At 41.2% G+C, this 15090-nt stretch carries 13 protein-coding genes; 7 read left to right on the top strand and 6 right to left on the bottom strand.

What is annotated here, in order from left to right; genetic code table 11:
* Nucleotides 1–22: 22 nt before the first annotated feature.
* Entirely contained in the window at nucleotides 23–1897 is a 1875-nt protein-coding gene (locus ACAY00_RS04930; RefSeq protein WP_371378046.1) for a CocE/NonD family hydrolase, read from the top strand.
* Nucleotides 1898–2001: 104 nt separating this feature from the next.
* On the opposite strand, the gene pdsO is transcribed toward ACAY00_RS04930, so the two are convergent.
* Nucleotides 2002–2781 carry a sortase-associated OmpA-like protein PdsO gene (gene pdsO, locus ACAY00_RS04925; RefSeq protein WP_371378043.1) on the bottom strand — a complete coding sequence of 260 codons (780 nt, stop codon included), beginning with the start codon at nucleotides 2779–2781 and terminating at the stop codon, nucleotides 2002–2004.
* 205 nt (nucleotides 2782–2986) lie between these two features.
* On the opposite strand from pdsO, the gene pdsR reads away from it, so the two are divergent.
* From pdsR to ACAY00_RS04895, 6 genes are all read left to right on the top strand, one after another.
* Complete coding sequence (gene pdsR / locus ACAY00_RS04920; protein ID WP_371378041.1) at nucleotides 2987–3682, top strand: proteobacterial dedicated sortase system response regulator; 696 nt, start codon at nucleotides 2987–2989, stop codon at nucleotides 3680–3682.
* Between the two features lie 20 nt (nucleotides 3683–3702).
* The gene (gene pdsS / locus ACAY00_RS04915) at nucleotides 3703–5889 is read left to right on the top strand and encodes a proteobacterial dedicated sortase system histidine kinase (protein ID WP_371378039.1); all 2187 of its coding nucleotides are present in this window, start codon (nucleotides 3703–3705) and stop codon (nucleotides 5887–5889) included.
* Nucleotides 5890–6286: 397 nt separating this feature from the next.
* On the top strand, nucleotides 6287–6577 hold the full coding sequence (locus ACAY00_RS04910; protein WP_371378037.1) for an isoamylase early set domain-containing protein: 291 nt from the start codon (nucleotides 6287–6289) through the stop codon (nucleotides 6575–6577).
* Between the two features lie 135 nt (nucleotides 6578–6712).
* Nucleotides 6713–7993, top strand: a complete 1281-nt coding sequence (glgC, locus tag ACAY00_RS04905; RefSeq protein WP_371378034.1) for a glucose-1-phosphate adenylyltransferase — start codon at nucleotides 6713–6715, stop codon at nucleotides 7991–7993.
* 154 nt (nucleotides 7994–8147) lie between these two features.
* On the top strand, nucleotides 8148–9713 hold the full coding sequence (locus tag ACAY00_RS04900; RefSeq protein ID WP_371378031.1) for a glycogen synthase: 1566 nt from the start codon (nucleotides 8148–8150) through the stop codon (nucleotides 9711–9713).
* Between the two features lie 18 nt (nucleotides 9714–9731).
* Nucleotides 9732–10295 carry an SOS response-associated peptidase gene (locus ACAY00_RS04895; RefSeq protein ID WP_371378028.1) on the top strand — a complete coding sequence of 188 codons (564 nt, stop codon included), beginning with the start codon at nucleotides 9732–9734 and terminating at the stop codon, nucleotides 10293–10295.
* A 58-nt stretch (nucleotides 10296–10353) separates the two neighbouring features.
* On the opposite strand, the gene ACAY00_RS04890 is transcribed toward ACAY00_RS04895, so the two are convergent.
* The 5 genes from ACAY00_RS04890 to proB all read right to left on the bottom strand — a co-directional run bounded on the left by ACAY00_RS04890 (nucleotide 10354) and on the right by proB (nucleotide 15035).
* Entirely contained in the window at nucleotides 10354–10710 is a 357-nt protein-coding gene (locus ACAY00_RS04890) for a VOC family protein (protein WP_371378025.1), read from the bottom strand.
* A gap of 142 nt (nucleotides 10711–10852) precedes the next feature.
* Nucleotides 10853–11539, bottom strand: coding sequence for a GAF domain-containing protein (locus ACAY00_RS04885; protein WP_371378022.1), 687 nt, complete (start codon nucleotides 11537–11539; stop codon nucleotides 10853–10855).
* A gap of 326 nt (nucleotides 11540–11865) precedes the next feature.
* Complete coding sequence (gene proC, locus ACAY00_RS04880; protein WP_371378019.1) at nucleotides 11866–12669, bottom strand: pyrroline-5-carboxylate reductase; 804 nt, start codon at nucleotides 12667–12669, stop codon at nucleotides 11866–11868.
* Nucleotides 12670–12672: 3 nt separating this feature from the next.
* Nucleotides 12673–13920 (bottom strand): glutamate-5-semialdehyde dehydrogenase, encoded by a 1248-nt coding sequence (locus ACAY00_RS04875; protein ID WP_371378016.1) that lies wholly within the window; start codon nucleotides 13918–13920, stop codon nucleotides 12673–12675.
* Nucleotides 13920–15035 carry a glutamate 5-kinase gene (proB, locus tag ACAY00_RS04870; RefSeq protein ID WP_371378013.1) on the bottom strand — a complete coding sequence of 372 codons (1116 nt, stop codon included), beginning with the start codon at nucleotides 15033–15035 and terminating at the stop codon, nucleotides 13920–13922. Before proB ends, ACAY00_RS04875 begins: the two co-directional genes overlap by 1 nt.
* Nucleotides 15036–15090: the final 55 nt, after the last annotated feature.

The raw sequence follows: 15090 nt of genomic DNA, 5'->3' as shown, positions 1-15090 counted from the left end.
TAAAATTAGTAAAGGAATTACCATGCAAGTTAAGCAATTACAACGCTTTGGCCTTGGTTTTTTGTTACTGATTGTCAGTGTCTTTTCTCTGGCAGCAGATCAAAAAACAGACCCAAGAGCCGATTATATTCGTGCCAACTACAGTAAGTTTGAATATCAAATCCCAATGCGTGACGGGGTTAAATTATTCACCTCGGTTTATCGACCAAACAATAAATCCCAAAGTTACCCAATCATGATGCAACGCACGCCTTATCGTGTGGCGCCATACGGCAGTGATAAATACAAAACCAGGTTGGGGCCTGATGCCAGCTTTGAACAAGAGGGTTTTATCTTTGTCTTTCAAGACGTTCGAGGCAAATTTATGTCAGAAGGCGAATTTGTTAACATGCGTCCACAAAATGCCCATCAACGTGGTGGTAAATCCGTCGATGACGCCACCGATACCTATGACACCATTGAATGGTTAATTAACAATATTGATAACAATAATGGCAAGGTTGGTATGTGGGGAACGTCCTACCCAGGTTACTACACCTCGGTTGCGGGTATTAACAGTCACCCAGCGTTAAAAGCCTTATCACCTCAGGCCCCTATTGCGGATTGGTTTTTTGATGATTTTCATCGCAATGGTGCTTTTGTCGTGCCTATGGCTTTCTTGTTTTTTGATAGCTTTGATAAAGCGCGCGATGGTACACACGCAGCCTGGCCTGAAAGCATGAAGTCTGTCACCCCAGATGGGTACGACTTTTTCCGTGAGCTAGGGCCTTTATCTAATGTCAATAAAAAGTACTTCCATGGTACGCGTCCATTTTGGAATGAGTTAACTGAGCACCCTAATTATGACGAATACTGGCAAGCTCGTGATTTATTACAACACCTTGATCGGGTGAAGCCTGCGACCTTAATTGTTGGAGGTTGGTACGATACAGAAGACCTATACGGCCCCTTAGCTACCTACCAAACCATGTCAAATGGCAATAAAAAAGAACACATCAAAATGATCATGGGCCCATGGTCGCATGGCCAATGGAATACCGGTAAAGGAGACAGCTTAGGAGAAGCCAATTTTGGCTTTAATACCAGTGCTTGGTTTCAAAGCAATATTTTACTCCCATTTTTCAAGCAACATCTTAAAGACGCAAATGACGCCAATATTGCTAGTGCGACCATGTTTGAAACCGGCAGTAATCGATGGCGTGAATTTGATGTTTGGCCTCCAAAAGCGGCAACAGCCAATACCCTATATTTAACCGCTAATGAAGGCTTATCGGCGCAAAAACCAGCCCGTGGCGAAAGTCAGTACATTAGCGACCCGAATAAACCTGTACCTCATTCGGCTAACATTAGCCGTGGTTGGGACAAACCTTATATGGTTGAAGATCAGCGTTTTGCTGCTCGTCGCCCTGATGTATTAGTGTTTGAAACCGAAGTAATGCAAGAGGATTTGACCATTGCAGGTGCCATTGATTTAAACCTATGGTTTTCTACCACTCAGTCCGCTGCAGATATTGTAGTGAAGCTGATTGATGTATTTCCAGGTAAAGATGTAAATGCCGATAAAGTCGATAAAGCCAATGGGAATCGTCATGAGCTGGTACGATGGGGGGTTATTCGCGGTCGTTTTCGTGACAGCATGAGTGAACCCAAACCGTTTGAGCCAAATAAACCAACAGCGGTAAACTTTGAGCTCTACGATGTGCTCCACACCATTAAACGAGGTCATAAACTGCAAATTCAAATCCAAAGCAGCATGTTCCCGTTTATTGATCGTAACCCACAAAAATACGTCGATAATATTTTTTCAGCCCAACAATCAGATTTTGTTAAAGCCATGCATACCATTTTTCACAATGAAAAATACCCCAGTGCGATTCACTTTAACACCTTGGATTAAGCAATAACAACGCCTAAAAAGCATCATAAAAAAAGGATCTGCTTAGCAGATCCTTTTGCTTAGTCAGAGGGGGAACTTCTGACGGCGGGAGCGAAATAATGGGATTAATGTTCGACTTTAAACGCTAATTGTGAATGCATTGGCGTAACTTTCATGACCACTCGACGGTCAAAATAATTGACTTCAGAATGACTGTTGGCCTCAAGAGGTGCCGTTTCCCCAAATGCGCTTGCAACAATACGTTCTTGCTTTATGCCGTGTTCGAGCAGTAAAGCTTTCACCGTATTCACTCGAGCCAATGAAAGCTGGTAATTATTGTCTTCACTTCCCTGCTTATCGGTATAGCCAGACAAGTCAATGACCAAATCATCGCCATCCTCTAGCAACTTAGCCAACGCCACTACTTGCTCTTTGTAATGTGGCTCTAAGTCACTTGACCCCGTGCGAAATTGCATGCTCATCATAATATTGTGGGCTTGCGCACTGATGCCTTGTTCATATTTCGAGACCAAATTGCTAATCTCTTGCTGATAAGCACTCTCCATGCTTTTTAAGTGTTGATGATGCTGCTTTTTTAGGCTTTTCAATTCAAATTCTGTCGCATTTATATTGTTTTTCAATGTTGTGATCTCGTCGTTATTCACAATACTTTGACCAATAAAATCACCTGCGATTGCGCTAATGAATGCACCTGGAGGCCCCCCTAAAATGCCCCCAATTACCACGCCAAGACTTAGCCCCCAGGCTCTTTCATTTGCCAAGGGCTCTTGTTGCATATCGAATTTAGGCACTGCAGGCTCATTGTTATTAGCTTGAACATTAAGCGTTACCAAGCTTGTGCAAAGCATTAAAGTCGATAGGGTTAGATTCGATTTTTTGTTCATTTGGTTCACCTTTTTAAATCAGTTTGTTAGTGTAGGTTGTTGTTTTGTTGTGTTTATTTAACAACTTAAAAATGACTAAACTGACTTTTAAAAATGAACCTTTAACCATCAATTGTGACCAATTATGACGTTTACCCTATCCTTGTGTTTAATCACTCAATTTTTGATACAGTCAGGTTATAGCAAAACTAAGGACCTTATTTAAATGAGCAAACGTATTGCAATTGTTGAAGATGATGAAGCAATAAGAGAGAACTACGCAGATGCTTTGCGCCAGCAAGGGTTTATTGTCCAAACCTATAAAAACAAACAAAGCGCTTTAAATGCGTTTGAATTGGCTCTACCACACTTAGCCATTTTAGATATAGGCCTGGAAGACGAATTTGATGGCGGATTTGACTTATGTCGTTATCTTAGAGACAAATCCGCTACCTTACCGATTATTTTCTTAACCGCTCGAGATAGTGATGCTGATATCATTAGTGGCTTGCGTCTTGGGGCTAACGACTATGTTAGCAAAACCATGAGTTTTGCTAATTTAAGTGCGCGCATACATGCCATTTTAACCTATTTAAAATGCCTTGAAAAACCGCAGCAAGATGAACAGCAAATTAACCGCGGTGCCCTAACCATTAATATGGACAGGCTGAATATTCATTGGCGCGGCCAGCTTATTAACTCCACCATAACCGAATTTTGGATGGTGCATTCATTAGCCCTAAACCCAGGTCACGTAAAATCAAAGCAACAACTTATGAATGACGCAAAAATATATGTTGATGATAATACCGTGACCGCCCACATCAAACGCATTCGCAAAAAATTCGCCTTAGTTGATAACAACTTTAGTTGTATCGATACGGTCTATGGCATGGGTTATCGTTGGCATGATGAATATTAGAGTTGTCGAGTAAGCAGAAGATGAAAGCATTTCGACTCAGTTTAACCCTAAAGCTGATGTTTGTGGCCAGCTTTTTATTTGCCATTCCATTTATAGGTTATTTTTATATTGGCGCAATGGAGGAGTTATTACGCAAAGGCCAAGAGCAAAACCTGATGGGAAATGCGCGTGGTTTAGCGACTGCGTTGCATGAACGCCCAAATCTTTTTAATAAGCATGCAAGCTATAAGAAAAAATTAGAAACAGGAAAAGATTTTTTCCCTACCCAAATAGACAGCGCCATTGCCCTTGATGGTAACTCAGATGATTGGCAAAATCACATCACTGCAGAAAATACCAATCGCTATAACGCCAACAATCAAGTAAAAAAGCATGACCAAGTCGAGTTTTACTTAGTCCCACCTGAACGTGTGAGCTTGTCTTACACCACCCACATTGGCCGTTATAAAGATCATGTTTATGCTTTTTTTGCGGTGCTTGACGATAGCGTAGTGTATCGCGATAAAAACAAAATATCGGTGTTAAAAAACGACCACCTTGAGCTCGCAACCATTAATAAGCAAAATCAATTGGTTCGTTATATCTTCACCAATTTTGGCCCAGGTTGGACAACCGCCTATGAAATGCCAAGCGATGATAATGGTTATATATTTCCCAGACCTGAAAACCGGATTCAAGGCATGGTTGTTAACAAGGCCAATGGGTATAACATCGAACTTAGGATCCCCAATGAATTGGTCGGCGAAAAGTTTGGCTTTCACATTACCGATGTTGATGATTATGGCTTTGCTCAACCCGCAATTAATATCGGCACTACCAGCACCGAAAAAATCGAGGATTTAGGTACCTTTACCGTGCCTTCCAAACAAATAGAACGAATCATTGAAGCCAGTAAACGTACGCACTCGTCAATTCGAGTGATTGATGTACACCAACGAGAACTGTTGCAAAAAGGCTCGTTAGTCGAAGCGACTGGGGCCTGGATTAATGAAGATCTTACCCGTAATAAACCCAGTTTTTTTAATCAGCTCAAAGATTGGATTTTGGACCCGTTTTATTCACTTTATTTAGTGAAACCTGCAAAAAACTTCATTAGTGAAGACTTTAATCAACGTAAAAACCAAAAGCACATCCTGAATGCTTTAAAAGGTCAACCAGACTCATTTTGGTGGAAATCAAAAGACAATAAAGCGGTGATCCTATCGGCTGCTCACCCGATTTATTTAAACAACAACGTTGAAGGGGTGGTGATTGTTGAAGAAACCACACATGGTATACGCAATATTCGTAACAAAGCCATTGAAGGTATTATCATCACCAGTTTATTGATTGCATTAAGCGTGATTTCACTGTTTATTTACTCGCTATGGACATCGCTGCGTATTCGTAAATTAAGAGATCAAGTAGAACATGCCGTGGATGAGCATGGCCGTATCCAACATCAAATTAAAGCATTTCAAAGTAGCGATGAAATTGGTGAAGTATCGCGCACGTTTGCCAATATGATTCATCAACTAAGCCAATATAACGATTATCTTGAAAATATGTCTTCAAGGTTATCCCATGAGTTAAAAACCCCAATATCCATTGTCAGATCGTCTCTTGAAATGATGGAGCAAAAATCTGGGCATATTGAACAGTCACCTTATATGCAACGAGCAAAAGATGGTATCGAGCGCTTAAATTCGATGTTATTGGCAATGAGCGAGGCAACGCACCTAGAACAAGCGCTACAAACCAGTGATATGTCGTTATTTAATTTATCAGAATTGGTTAAAGGTTGCTCTTTAGGCTACCAGCAAGTGTATCCCGATCAGGCGTTTAATGTTGAAATACTCGACACCGACTTGATGATGATGGGCAGTGATGAACATATTGCCCAGCTTTTTGACAAGATCATCTCAAATGCGGTCGAATTTAGTGCTCATAATGCCCCGATAAACATCCGCTTAAAAGTTGATGGCGGGCATGCGACCCTGGTGGTGAGTAATTTTGGTTCATTATTACCCGCGGGTATGGACCATTCAATCTTTGACCCCATGGTCTCGGTTCGAGACAATACAGCTCGAACAACACCTCATTTAGGCATTGGCTTGTACATCTGCCGAGTGATTGCCCAGTTTCATCATGGTCAGATCAAAGCGAGCAATATGCCCAACCAAAACGGGGTTGATATCACAGTCACTTTACCACTTGCCAAGACCTAATTACCTATTTTTAAATCAAAACTCAATCAAAGATATCGCCTATCTTTACTAAAGCGAGAGGCTAGTTTAACCGCTTATTTAAAATGATTTTCACTTGTTCGTCCTTTTAACCTGTGTACATTTTAAATTTTAATCTTTGATTATTAATCAATTGGTATGGTTTATGCTGAAATATTAATGAGGGTGGTTATCTTAAAGCAAATCGTTAATCGCACAAAATCTGTGCAACCTTGTGCACTCCGATGTCGCAAACTTATAACGTGCACAGATATGGCTCGATATGCAAAGACAAACATCATCTTACTATTTGAGTAATCGACTTTAGAGCAAGCAGTTTTAGGGTATCCAAAGTCATTTGATAAAAATTTACACAACAACAAATTTAGGGACTTTAATCATGCTAACGAAAAAATTCTTTAAAACCAAAGATCAAGCCGAGGTAACCTTTGAATTTAGCCGCGAAGATGTTGAAAAGGTGGCCTTAGTTGGTGAGTTCAGCGACTGGCAACCAATGGCGATGAAATACAACAAAAAAACGAAAGCGTTTCGAACCAAAATCAGATTGGAGAAAAATGCCGCGTTTGAGTTTCGTTACCTGCTAAATGACAGTGAATGGGAAAACGACTATCAGGCTGATGCGTACCAAGCCAATGACTTTGGCTCAGAAAACTCGGTCGTGATGACGTAATTAGTGCAAACAAGGCGCTGTAATTAACATATAAAAAGTTTAAATCTAGACTAAATGTATGAGCTAGCAAAAACTGCCAAACTTTAGTCTAGACTTAAGATAACAATAAAAACTTACCTTTTTTTAGGAGCACTAATGTCGCAACAGTCGAATCGCTTTATTAGTAACTTAACAAAGCAAACTTACGCCTTAATTCTTGCCGGTGGCAAAGGCTCTAGATTACACGAGTTAACGGATTGGCGAGCAAAACCTGCCACTTATTTTGGCGGCAAATACCGAATTATTGACTTTCCTCTTTCAAATTGCATTAACTCGGGTATTCGTAATGTTGGCGTCGCGACCCAGTATAAATCTCATTCTTTGATTCGACATATTAACCGTGCCTGGGGGCACTTTAAAAAAGAGCTTGGTGAGTCTGTTGAAATTCTTCCGGCATCACAACGTTGTGGCGACCAATGGTACTTAGGCACCGCGGATGCAGTTTTTCAAAATATAGACATTATTAAACATGAATTGCCCAAATACGTGATGATCTTATCGGGCGATCATATTTACCAAATGGACTATGGTTTATTGCTTGCAAAACATGTTGCGAACAATGCAGATATGTCAGTTTGTTGCATTGAAGTGCCTGTTGAAGAAGCTGCTGGCGCCTTTGGAGTAATGACCGTTGATGAAAACCACAAAGTGCAACGCTTTGATGAAAAACCCGAGCACCCTTCTGAAGTTCCGGGCAAACCTGGGATTACCCTAGCCTCGATGGGCAACTATGTTTTTAATACCGAGTTTTTATTTGAGCAACTGGAAAAAGCGCATGAGAGTCTCGACTCAAGCTCCGATTTTGGCCATGACATTATTCCCAGTATCATCAAGTCTCATAACGTCTATGCCTATCCATTTATCGACCCAGAAACCGGTGGTCAACCGTATTGGCGAGATGTCGGTACCTTAGACTCATTTTGGGAAGCCAATATGGAATTAGTCGAACCGGTACCACAGCTCAATATGTACGACAGTAACTGGCCTATTTGGACCTTTCAGGAGCAATCGGCGCCGGCAAAATTTGTTTTTGATGAGGAAAATCGCCGTGGTCTGGCGTTAAACTCGATTGTTGCTAACGGCGTGGTCATATCTGGCAGTACGGTTCGAGAGTCATTAATATTTTCTAAGGTGCGAGTAAATTCATTTTGCAGTATCTCTCAGTCGGTAGTTTTACCTGGTGCGGTGATCAATCGTGGTTGTCAAATACACAAAGCCATTATTGATCGAAGTGCGGAGATCCCACCCAACCTTAACATTGGTATTAATCATGATGACGACAGAGCCAATGGTTTTCGGGTGACGAAAAAAGGGGTGGTTTTGGTTACTCGGGATATGATATTTGCATATAATAAAAAACACGCCCAAGACAATTAAATAACCGTCTTCGTTATGAATATGTTTTAGCCTTAACCAAGGGCAAAACAAAGTTTATGGTCAAAAATATCTGCGCAGGTAGTAAACTACCTGCCTTTTTATTTACAGTTTGGTTTTACATAACTGTAAAAATACATCTGTTAGGAAACGTAGTTTGCTTAAAGTATTAATGGTCGCAGCAGAAAACGATGCTCTTCCCAATGGTAAAGTAGGTGGTATTGGTGATGTTATTCGTGATATCCCCAAATTTTTAGCCCAAAAAAATGTGCATGTTGATGTGATTGTACCTGGATATCAATACCAGTCGACAGCAAGTCCATCTGAGCTTTTGCTGCAGTTTGAAGTGCCATTTCGAGAGCAAAAAGAAATTGTATCTTTGTACAAAATCGCCTTAGCAGGGGATAAAAATGTACACCAATATGTGTTAGAACACCCTCTACTGCATGCCGGTAAACCAGGACAAATTTATTTTGATGATGGCGCCGATAAACCTTTTTACTCTGATGCCAACAAGTTTGCCTTTTTCTGTATCAGCGTATGTGAATTAGTCACCAAACATTGGTTTGATCAGGTTGATATTATGCACTTGCACGATTGGCATAGTGCCATGGTCTCGATTCTTCGACAATTTGACCCAACATATAAAAGATTAAAGTCGATTCGCACCGTTTACAGTGTGCATAATTTGGCAATCCAAGGCATTCGTCCACTCGAACATGATGCGTCATCCTTAAAAAGCTGGTTTCCTTGGCTTTGCTATCAGACCAATCTCATTAATGACCCTCGTTATATCCATTGCCTGAACCCGACTCGTGCCGCCATTAACCTTTCAGATGCCGTGCATGTGGTTTCACCAACCTACGCCAATGAAGTACTCAAGCCAAGTGATCCAGAAAATGGCTTTATTGGTGGTGAAGGATTAGAGCTTGATCTTATGAATGCGTTTGAAGAGGGTCGATTATTTGGCATTTTAAACGGCTGTGATTACGATGTAAGGCTACCGAATAAAATATCTGAACTCGAGTTAATCGATCAAATTCAACAGACCATTAGCCAATTTAGCACCAACGATGAAGGTAAATCACAACGTTTAAAGCTCGCAAAAGAGCGTTGTCACAAGTGGGCAAAACAAGCTACGAAAGGCCCTCTGTTGTTAAGTATTGGCCGTCTGACCGAGCAAAAAATTAAACTTTTATTCGCACCATCTCAGCAAGGGTTAGTCATTGACGCTATGATGCAACAACTTGGTGCTTTTGATGCCCGCTTAATTATTTTAGGCTCGGGTGACATAGCGCTGGAGAAAAGCTTAGCTACAGCCATGAAAAAACACACTAACCTATTGTTTATAAATGGTTACTTTGCAAGTTTGTCGGACCAGCTTTATGTTAATGGTGACTTGTTTTTAATGCCGAGCTCGTTCGAACCTTGTGGAATATCGCAAATGCTAGCAATGCGAGCAGGCCAGCCTTGCCTTGCCCATCGTATTGGGGGGTTAGGTGATACTATCGACCACCTGACTAGTGGCTTTCTATTTTCTGGTGCGACAATAAAAGAGCAAACCGACAATATGTTAAGTACCTTAATGATAGCCTTAAAGATGATAACGTCAGCCCCAAGTCAATGGCAAAAAATGCAACATACGGCAAAATCACAACGCTTTTTATGGTCTGATAGTATCAACGATTACATCCAATATTTATACAATCAAAAAATGCACTAGCGATGTTTAAAGTTAAAAATGTGTGGTAGATTTTCGGTAAATCGGCATCAAGTTGAACAGTGGGTGCAAACCCACTTACTCACTGGCTTTGCTTGTGATGACAATCAAGATCTTTGCCCTAGTCAACCAGTAAGCACCTTAGTACTGGGTGATAGTGGTTGGCAACAGCAAGATACACTATGGGGAATAAAGCCGAAATGGGCCAATAAATTAATCATAAATGCTCAGTCTGAGACCGTAGATACGAAAGCCACCTTTAAATCTGCCTTTAATAGGCGCCGTTGTATCGTGCCATTTAGTGCTTGGTACGAATGGCAATCCAATATGACAAAAAAGCAAAAATACCTATTTAGGCCCTTGCACCAAAGACCGCTTTTTATGGCTGGGATATGTTATCAAGCCGCTGACGGTGGTCTCCCTTTACTGGTAACTTTAACGACAGCCCCAACGGTTCAGTGTGAGCAATACCATAAACGGATGCCACTATTGATTGATTCTGAGCAGTTACACCAATGGTTTAAAGTCAAAAACTGTACCATGTTAAGACAAAAACAAGAGACGTTTGACATTCAACTGTCCTGATCGCTTAGTTTAAAACAACACAAAACATCAGACCTTAAGTTTTCAGCTTAAAATACAATCAACGTTGCTCTGACCATACTGCAAACTCATTACCGCTTGGTTCTTTAAAGTGAAAGCGACAACCGCCTGGAAATTCGAATATCTCTTTGACAATCCTGCCACCATTGGCAATCACTTGTTGTAAGCTAGCTTGAAGATTCGAACTATAAAGCACTAAAAGCGCCCCACCATTTTTGGTCGTCGACGCCTTATCTGTTTTATAAAAACCGCCATCTAATCCCTGATTTGAAAATGAGGTATATTCTGCACCGTAATCTACAAAATCCCAGCCAAAGCTCGAAGAAAAAAAGCTTTTAGTCGCATCGATATCTGATGCAGCAAACTCGACATAGTTTAACTTGTTATGTTGTTTCATAAGATTATCTCTATTTTGATTTATAAAGCTAACTGATATTGGCAATGAAAACGCTTGTTCACCCTAAGCGAAACCACAGCGTAGAGTGAACAAAAACAGTAACGCTATTATGGCAAGTTTTACTGGCTAAGGATGCGTTAATCTAGGCCGACTTTAGGCTTGTTCTCATCTCTTTTTCATAATCAGACTCACGGATATTAAAATCCGATGACTGGCGAATATAGGGGTGATCTTCTAAAAAGATTTCAATGGCTCGTTTAACTCGACGGGCAATAAAATCAATTTTATCGTCAAAGAAATTTTTGCGATGATCTTCGCTATCAAAAATACCAATAACTTGGCCATCCGGTGCAAAAATTGGACAGCATAATTCGGATTTCACTTTCGCATCACAACGATAATAAGGCCCGGTGTGACGATCTACATCCGGGATATAATAAGGTTTTCTTTCCATGATCACCCGAGTGTTAATCGACTTTTCTAAATACTCAGCTGAAATTTCAAATTCCGCTTTACTCATTTCGCCGTTATAAACGTATTTCACCAGTTTATCCCCATGGCGAAGATAAATACCAAACCAAAGCACATCGGTTTTGATATGGATCCATTGTACCAGTCGACTTAAACGAGTCAGGAGATCCAACAAATTACGTCGTTGTTGTTCAGACTCGGCATATTGACTTAAATCGTAGGTATTGCCGGGCACTTTAAAAATAGGACAGCTACCATCTTCATTTAATTCAGGCTCAATATAGCTGAGCAAGTGTTGATGGTCGTCAAGAGGGTTAATGGGCTCATATAGTACCCCTAAAATATCAAACAAGCGCATTGGCAATCCTATTTAAATAAAAAACACATAGAAGTTTAGACGTCTAAACACCCATTCATTATACATAACTCATTTGTATTGCCAATAAAAACTATTTCAACAACGAATAAAAATCCGCAGCTATGTTTAAGAACAGATAAAATAAGACTCACCACAACGTTAGAAAAGTTCATCATAAAAAATAGAGAACGAGATGGGCGGGTGAAGCTTAAAGCGTAACGTTGGCATTATGCAAAGCTGATAAAGCTTTAATGATCTAGAGAGAACATGAGGAATAAAAAAGGAGAGTATCATCACTCTCCTTTAAGTTGCCTTTTACTTGGTCGTTATAAGCCTTTGGCTTTATTGGCTGCAGCCTGCATGGCTTTGTCGACAAGGTGTGACAAGCCATCCTGTTGAAAAGACAAAATCGCTTGTTCTGTTGTACCGTTTGGTGAGGTAACCTGCTGTCTTAATTCCGTTAAAGAATGTTCAGATTCCATCGCCATCATCATCGAGCCTAAGCCAGTTTGCAACGCAGCTTGTTTAGCATCTTCTTTGGAAAGCCCTAAGTTCACCCCCGACTCAACCATGCCTTCTAAAAACAAGAAGAAATACGCCGGTGCACTGCCCGCAGTGGCAACAAGTGCCGGCATTTGTGACTCATCATTGAGCCAGACCGCTTTACCTAATAAGCCAAACAACGATTCACAGGTTTCTTTTTCTTGCCCGTCTAATCGACTGCTAGCAACAAGACCGGTGACTCCTCGACCGAGTGCGGTTGGTAAGTTTGGCATTGCGGCGACCACCTTTGCTGGCGGAGCGAGCGCCGTTTCAAGCGCATCAACACCAATACCAGCAGCTACAGAAACCACCAATTTACTCTGCTGTTGATGCTTAATAACATCATTAAGCTCTTTCGACACTTGTACAACAAGGTAAGGCTTCACCGCAATAATGATAACATCCGCAAAGTCAACTGCTTGGCTGTTTTGTTCTGCCACCTTAATATTAAATTCATTGCTCAGTGCCGTTCGAGTCGCCTGCGTAGGCGCACAGACCATAATATTTTGTGGGGCTAAGCCTGATTTTAACAAGCCTTTGAGCATGGCTTTGGCCATATTACCACCACCTATAAATGCAATTTTCATAGGTTAACCTCTTACTTGCCCGGTGCCATTGACTAAGAATTTTTCGGTGGTTAAAGATTCTATCCCCATCGGACCATAAGCATGAAGCTTGGTGGTCGCAATACCAATTTCAGCCCCTAAGCCCAACTCTGAACCATCTGAAAATCTTGATGATGCATTTACCATAACTACCGAGGCATCAACGATTTGTTGAAAACGAGAGGCTGCTTGAGTGTTTTCAGTACAAATCACTTCGGTGTGATTACTACCATATTGACCGATATGATCAATGGCCTGGACGAAGTCATCAACTACTCGCACGGCGATTTCTAAGCTTAAATATTCCTGACCAAACTCAGTGAGCTCTATCGGATTAAATGAGTCAAAATAGGCAGCCAATTCAGCCGGACCATGGATTTTGACCTTCTTTTGTTTAAAAGCGTCCGCCACCATAGGTAAAAAGCGATCGGCGACGTCTTGGTGCACAACCAAGCCTTCTAAGGCATTACACACACCGGTTCGTTGGGTTTTACCATTAAGTAAAATCTCAAGCGCTTTATTAAGGTCGGCATCTTTATCGACATATAAATGACACACCCCTTTGTAATGCTGTATCACCGGAATTTGACTGTTTTTACTGACAAAGTTGATCAGTCCTTCACCGCCTCGTGGGATCACAAGATCGATATGCTCTTTAAGGGTTAATAATTCATTTAGCAGCGCCCGATCTGGGTTCGGAATAACAGAAACAATGTCTTTGGGTAAACCGTATTGTTCGAGTACCTGCTGTAAAACTTGCGCTATCGCCAAGCTACTATTAAGCGCTTCTTTACCACCTCGTAAAATAACCGCATTACCCGATTTAATACAAAGTCCAGCAGCATCGGCTGTCACATTAGGTCGGGCTTCGTAAATCATACAAATAACCCCAAGCGGTACCCGCATTTTCTCAATTTCTAAGCCATTAGGACGGGTACCAAAGTGGCGTTTTGCGCCTACAACATCGGCAAGTGAAGCAACGGTTTCAAGGCCGACGGCCATGTCTTCGATTCGCTCATCGTTAAGGGTTAAGCGATCAATCATTGCGACAGCTAATCCATTAGCGCGTGCATTGGCTAAGTCAATTTCATTTGCTTTGAGAATGTCGCTTTTTGAGTGACGCAATCTTGTCGCCATGTCAGTCAATAAAGAATTTTTTAGTTCAGAAGTTTGAATAGCAAGAATTCGAGCAGCTTTAGCAGCTTGTTCTGCAATAGTTTTTATTTGACTCATTATGACCCCATTAATGTAATATATTGTTTAGAAATAATTGGCTCGGCTTCGTTGTCGAGCTGTTCCGATATGTGTTGATTATCATGAGTAGTCACAAAGTTGAGTAAGCAACTGCTGTAATTTGTTTCTACTCGGGCAAGCTTGTCGCCTCGTTCTTTACGAAGTAACACGACCTCTCCGGCAGAAAAGTCTCCGTTCACTTCCAATAAATCTTGCGGCGTTACCATGACTTCGGAATTCTCAAAGTCAACGGCAAAATCGTCTTTAACCACCAATTCACCTTGTGGGCGAGTGGTATGCTTCATCCAGTGCTTTTGATCTTGCATTGGTGTTTTGTGCGAGTGGAACAGGGTTCCTGGGTTTTTCCCCTGCAATAACGCGTTAAATGTAGCCTCGCTAAAACCATTCACTATATAGGTATTAATCCCATGTGAAACCGCCTTTTCAGCGGCTTGAATTTTTGTTTTCATCCCACCCGTACCGACATCACTGGTTGCTCCACCAGCCATTGCATAAATCTCAGATGATATTTTTGCAACCTCAGGGATAAGCTTTGCATTCTTGTCTACGTGTGGATTCGCGGTGTAAAGACCATTGATGTCTGAACAGATAATTAACGCATCCGCGTGAGCTGCAGTCGCGACCATAGCGGATAGGTTATCGTTATCACCTACTTTAAGTTTGTCTGTGGTCACCGTATCATTTTCGTTAACGATAGGAAGAATATCGTTATTTAATAACGCATCTAAAGTATCTCTAACACTTACAAATCGATTTCTATTTCTAAGATCGGCATGGGTTAGCAAAACTTGTGCGGTATTAAAATCAAATAGCCTATCCCAAGTCGCCATCATTTCTGATTGACCCGCAGCTGCCATCGCTTTTTTTACCGTCATCGCCGACGTATCACCCTGTTTAAATAAATGAGAGCCCGCTGCAACCGATCCCGATGAAACTAATACGACTTGAATACCAGAAGCCTTACAATGAACAATAAAGTTGGCAATACTAAGTAGAAACTGACTACTACAGCCATCTCTGTTTGGGGCGATCAGGGCGCTACCCACTTTAATGACAATCCTCTGCCAGTCATTATTAACTAAATTTTGAATCATGATCAGACCTTATAAATTTTAATGTGAGTAGTAATTTACATTAGGTGTTCGATGA

The sequence above is a fragment of the Thalassotalea sp. 273M-4 genome, from assembly GCF_041410465.1.
Classification (GTDB): domain Bacteria; phylum Pseudomonadota; class Gammaproteobacteria; order Enterobacterales; family Alteromonadaceae; genus Thalassotalea_A; species Thalassotalea_A aquiviva.
This window is presented reverse-complemented; position numbering and strand designations above follow the sequence as displayed.

What these genes read in the sequence shown, in the direction of transcription:
- ACAY00_RS04930 (WP_371378046.1), top strand. Translation starts at nt 23, where the DNA reads ATGCAAGTTAAGCAATTACAACGCTTTGGCCTTGGTTTTTTGTTACTG.
- pdsO (WP_371378043.1), bottom strand. Translation starts at nt 2,781, where the DNA reads ATGAACAAAAAATCGAATCTAACCCTATCGACTTTAATGCTTTGCACA.
- pdsR (WP_371378041.1), top strand. Translation starts at nt 2,987, where the DNA reads ATGAGCAAACGTATTGCAATTGTTGAAGATGATGAAGCAATAAGAGAG.
- pdsS (WP_371378039.1), top strand. Translation starts at nt 3,703, where the DNA reads ATGAAAGCATTTCGACTCAGTTTAACCCTAAAGCTGATGTTTGTGGCC.
- ACAY00_RS04910 (WP_371378037.1), top strand. Translation starts at nt 6,287, where the DNA reads ATGCTAACGAAAAAATTCTTTAAAACCAAAGATCAAGCCGAGGTAACC.
- glgC (WP_371378034.1), top strand. Translation starts at nt 6,713, where the DNA reads ATGTCGCAACAGTCGAATCGCTTTATTAGTAACTTAACAAAGCAAACT.
- ACAY00_RS04895 (WP_371378028.1), top strand. Translation starts at nt 9,732, where the DNA reads ATGTGTGGTAGATTTTCGGTAAATCGGCATCAAGTTGAACAGTGGGTG.
- ACAY00_RS04890 (WP_371378025.1), bottom strand. Translation starts at nt 10,710, where the DNA reads ATGAAACAACATAACAAGTTAAACTATGTCGAGTTTGCTGCATCAGAT.
- ACAY00_RS04885 (WP_371378022.1), bottom strand. Translation starts at nt 11,539, where the DNA reads ATGCGCTTGTTTGATATTTTAGGGGTACTATATGAGCCCATTAACCCT.
- proC (WP_371378019.1), bottom strand. Translation starts at nt 12,669, where the DNA reads ATGAAAATTGCATTTATAGGTGGTGGTAATATGGCCAAAGCCATGCTC.
- ACAY00_RS04875 (WP_371378016.1), bottom strand. Translation starts at nt 13,920, where the DNA reads ATGAGTCAAATAAAAACTATTGCAGAACAAGCTGCTAAAGCTGCTCGA.
- proB (WP_371378013.1), bottom strand. Translation starts at nt 15,035, where the DNA reads ATGATTCAAAATTTAGTTAATAATGACTGGCAGAGGATTGTCATTAAA.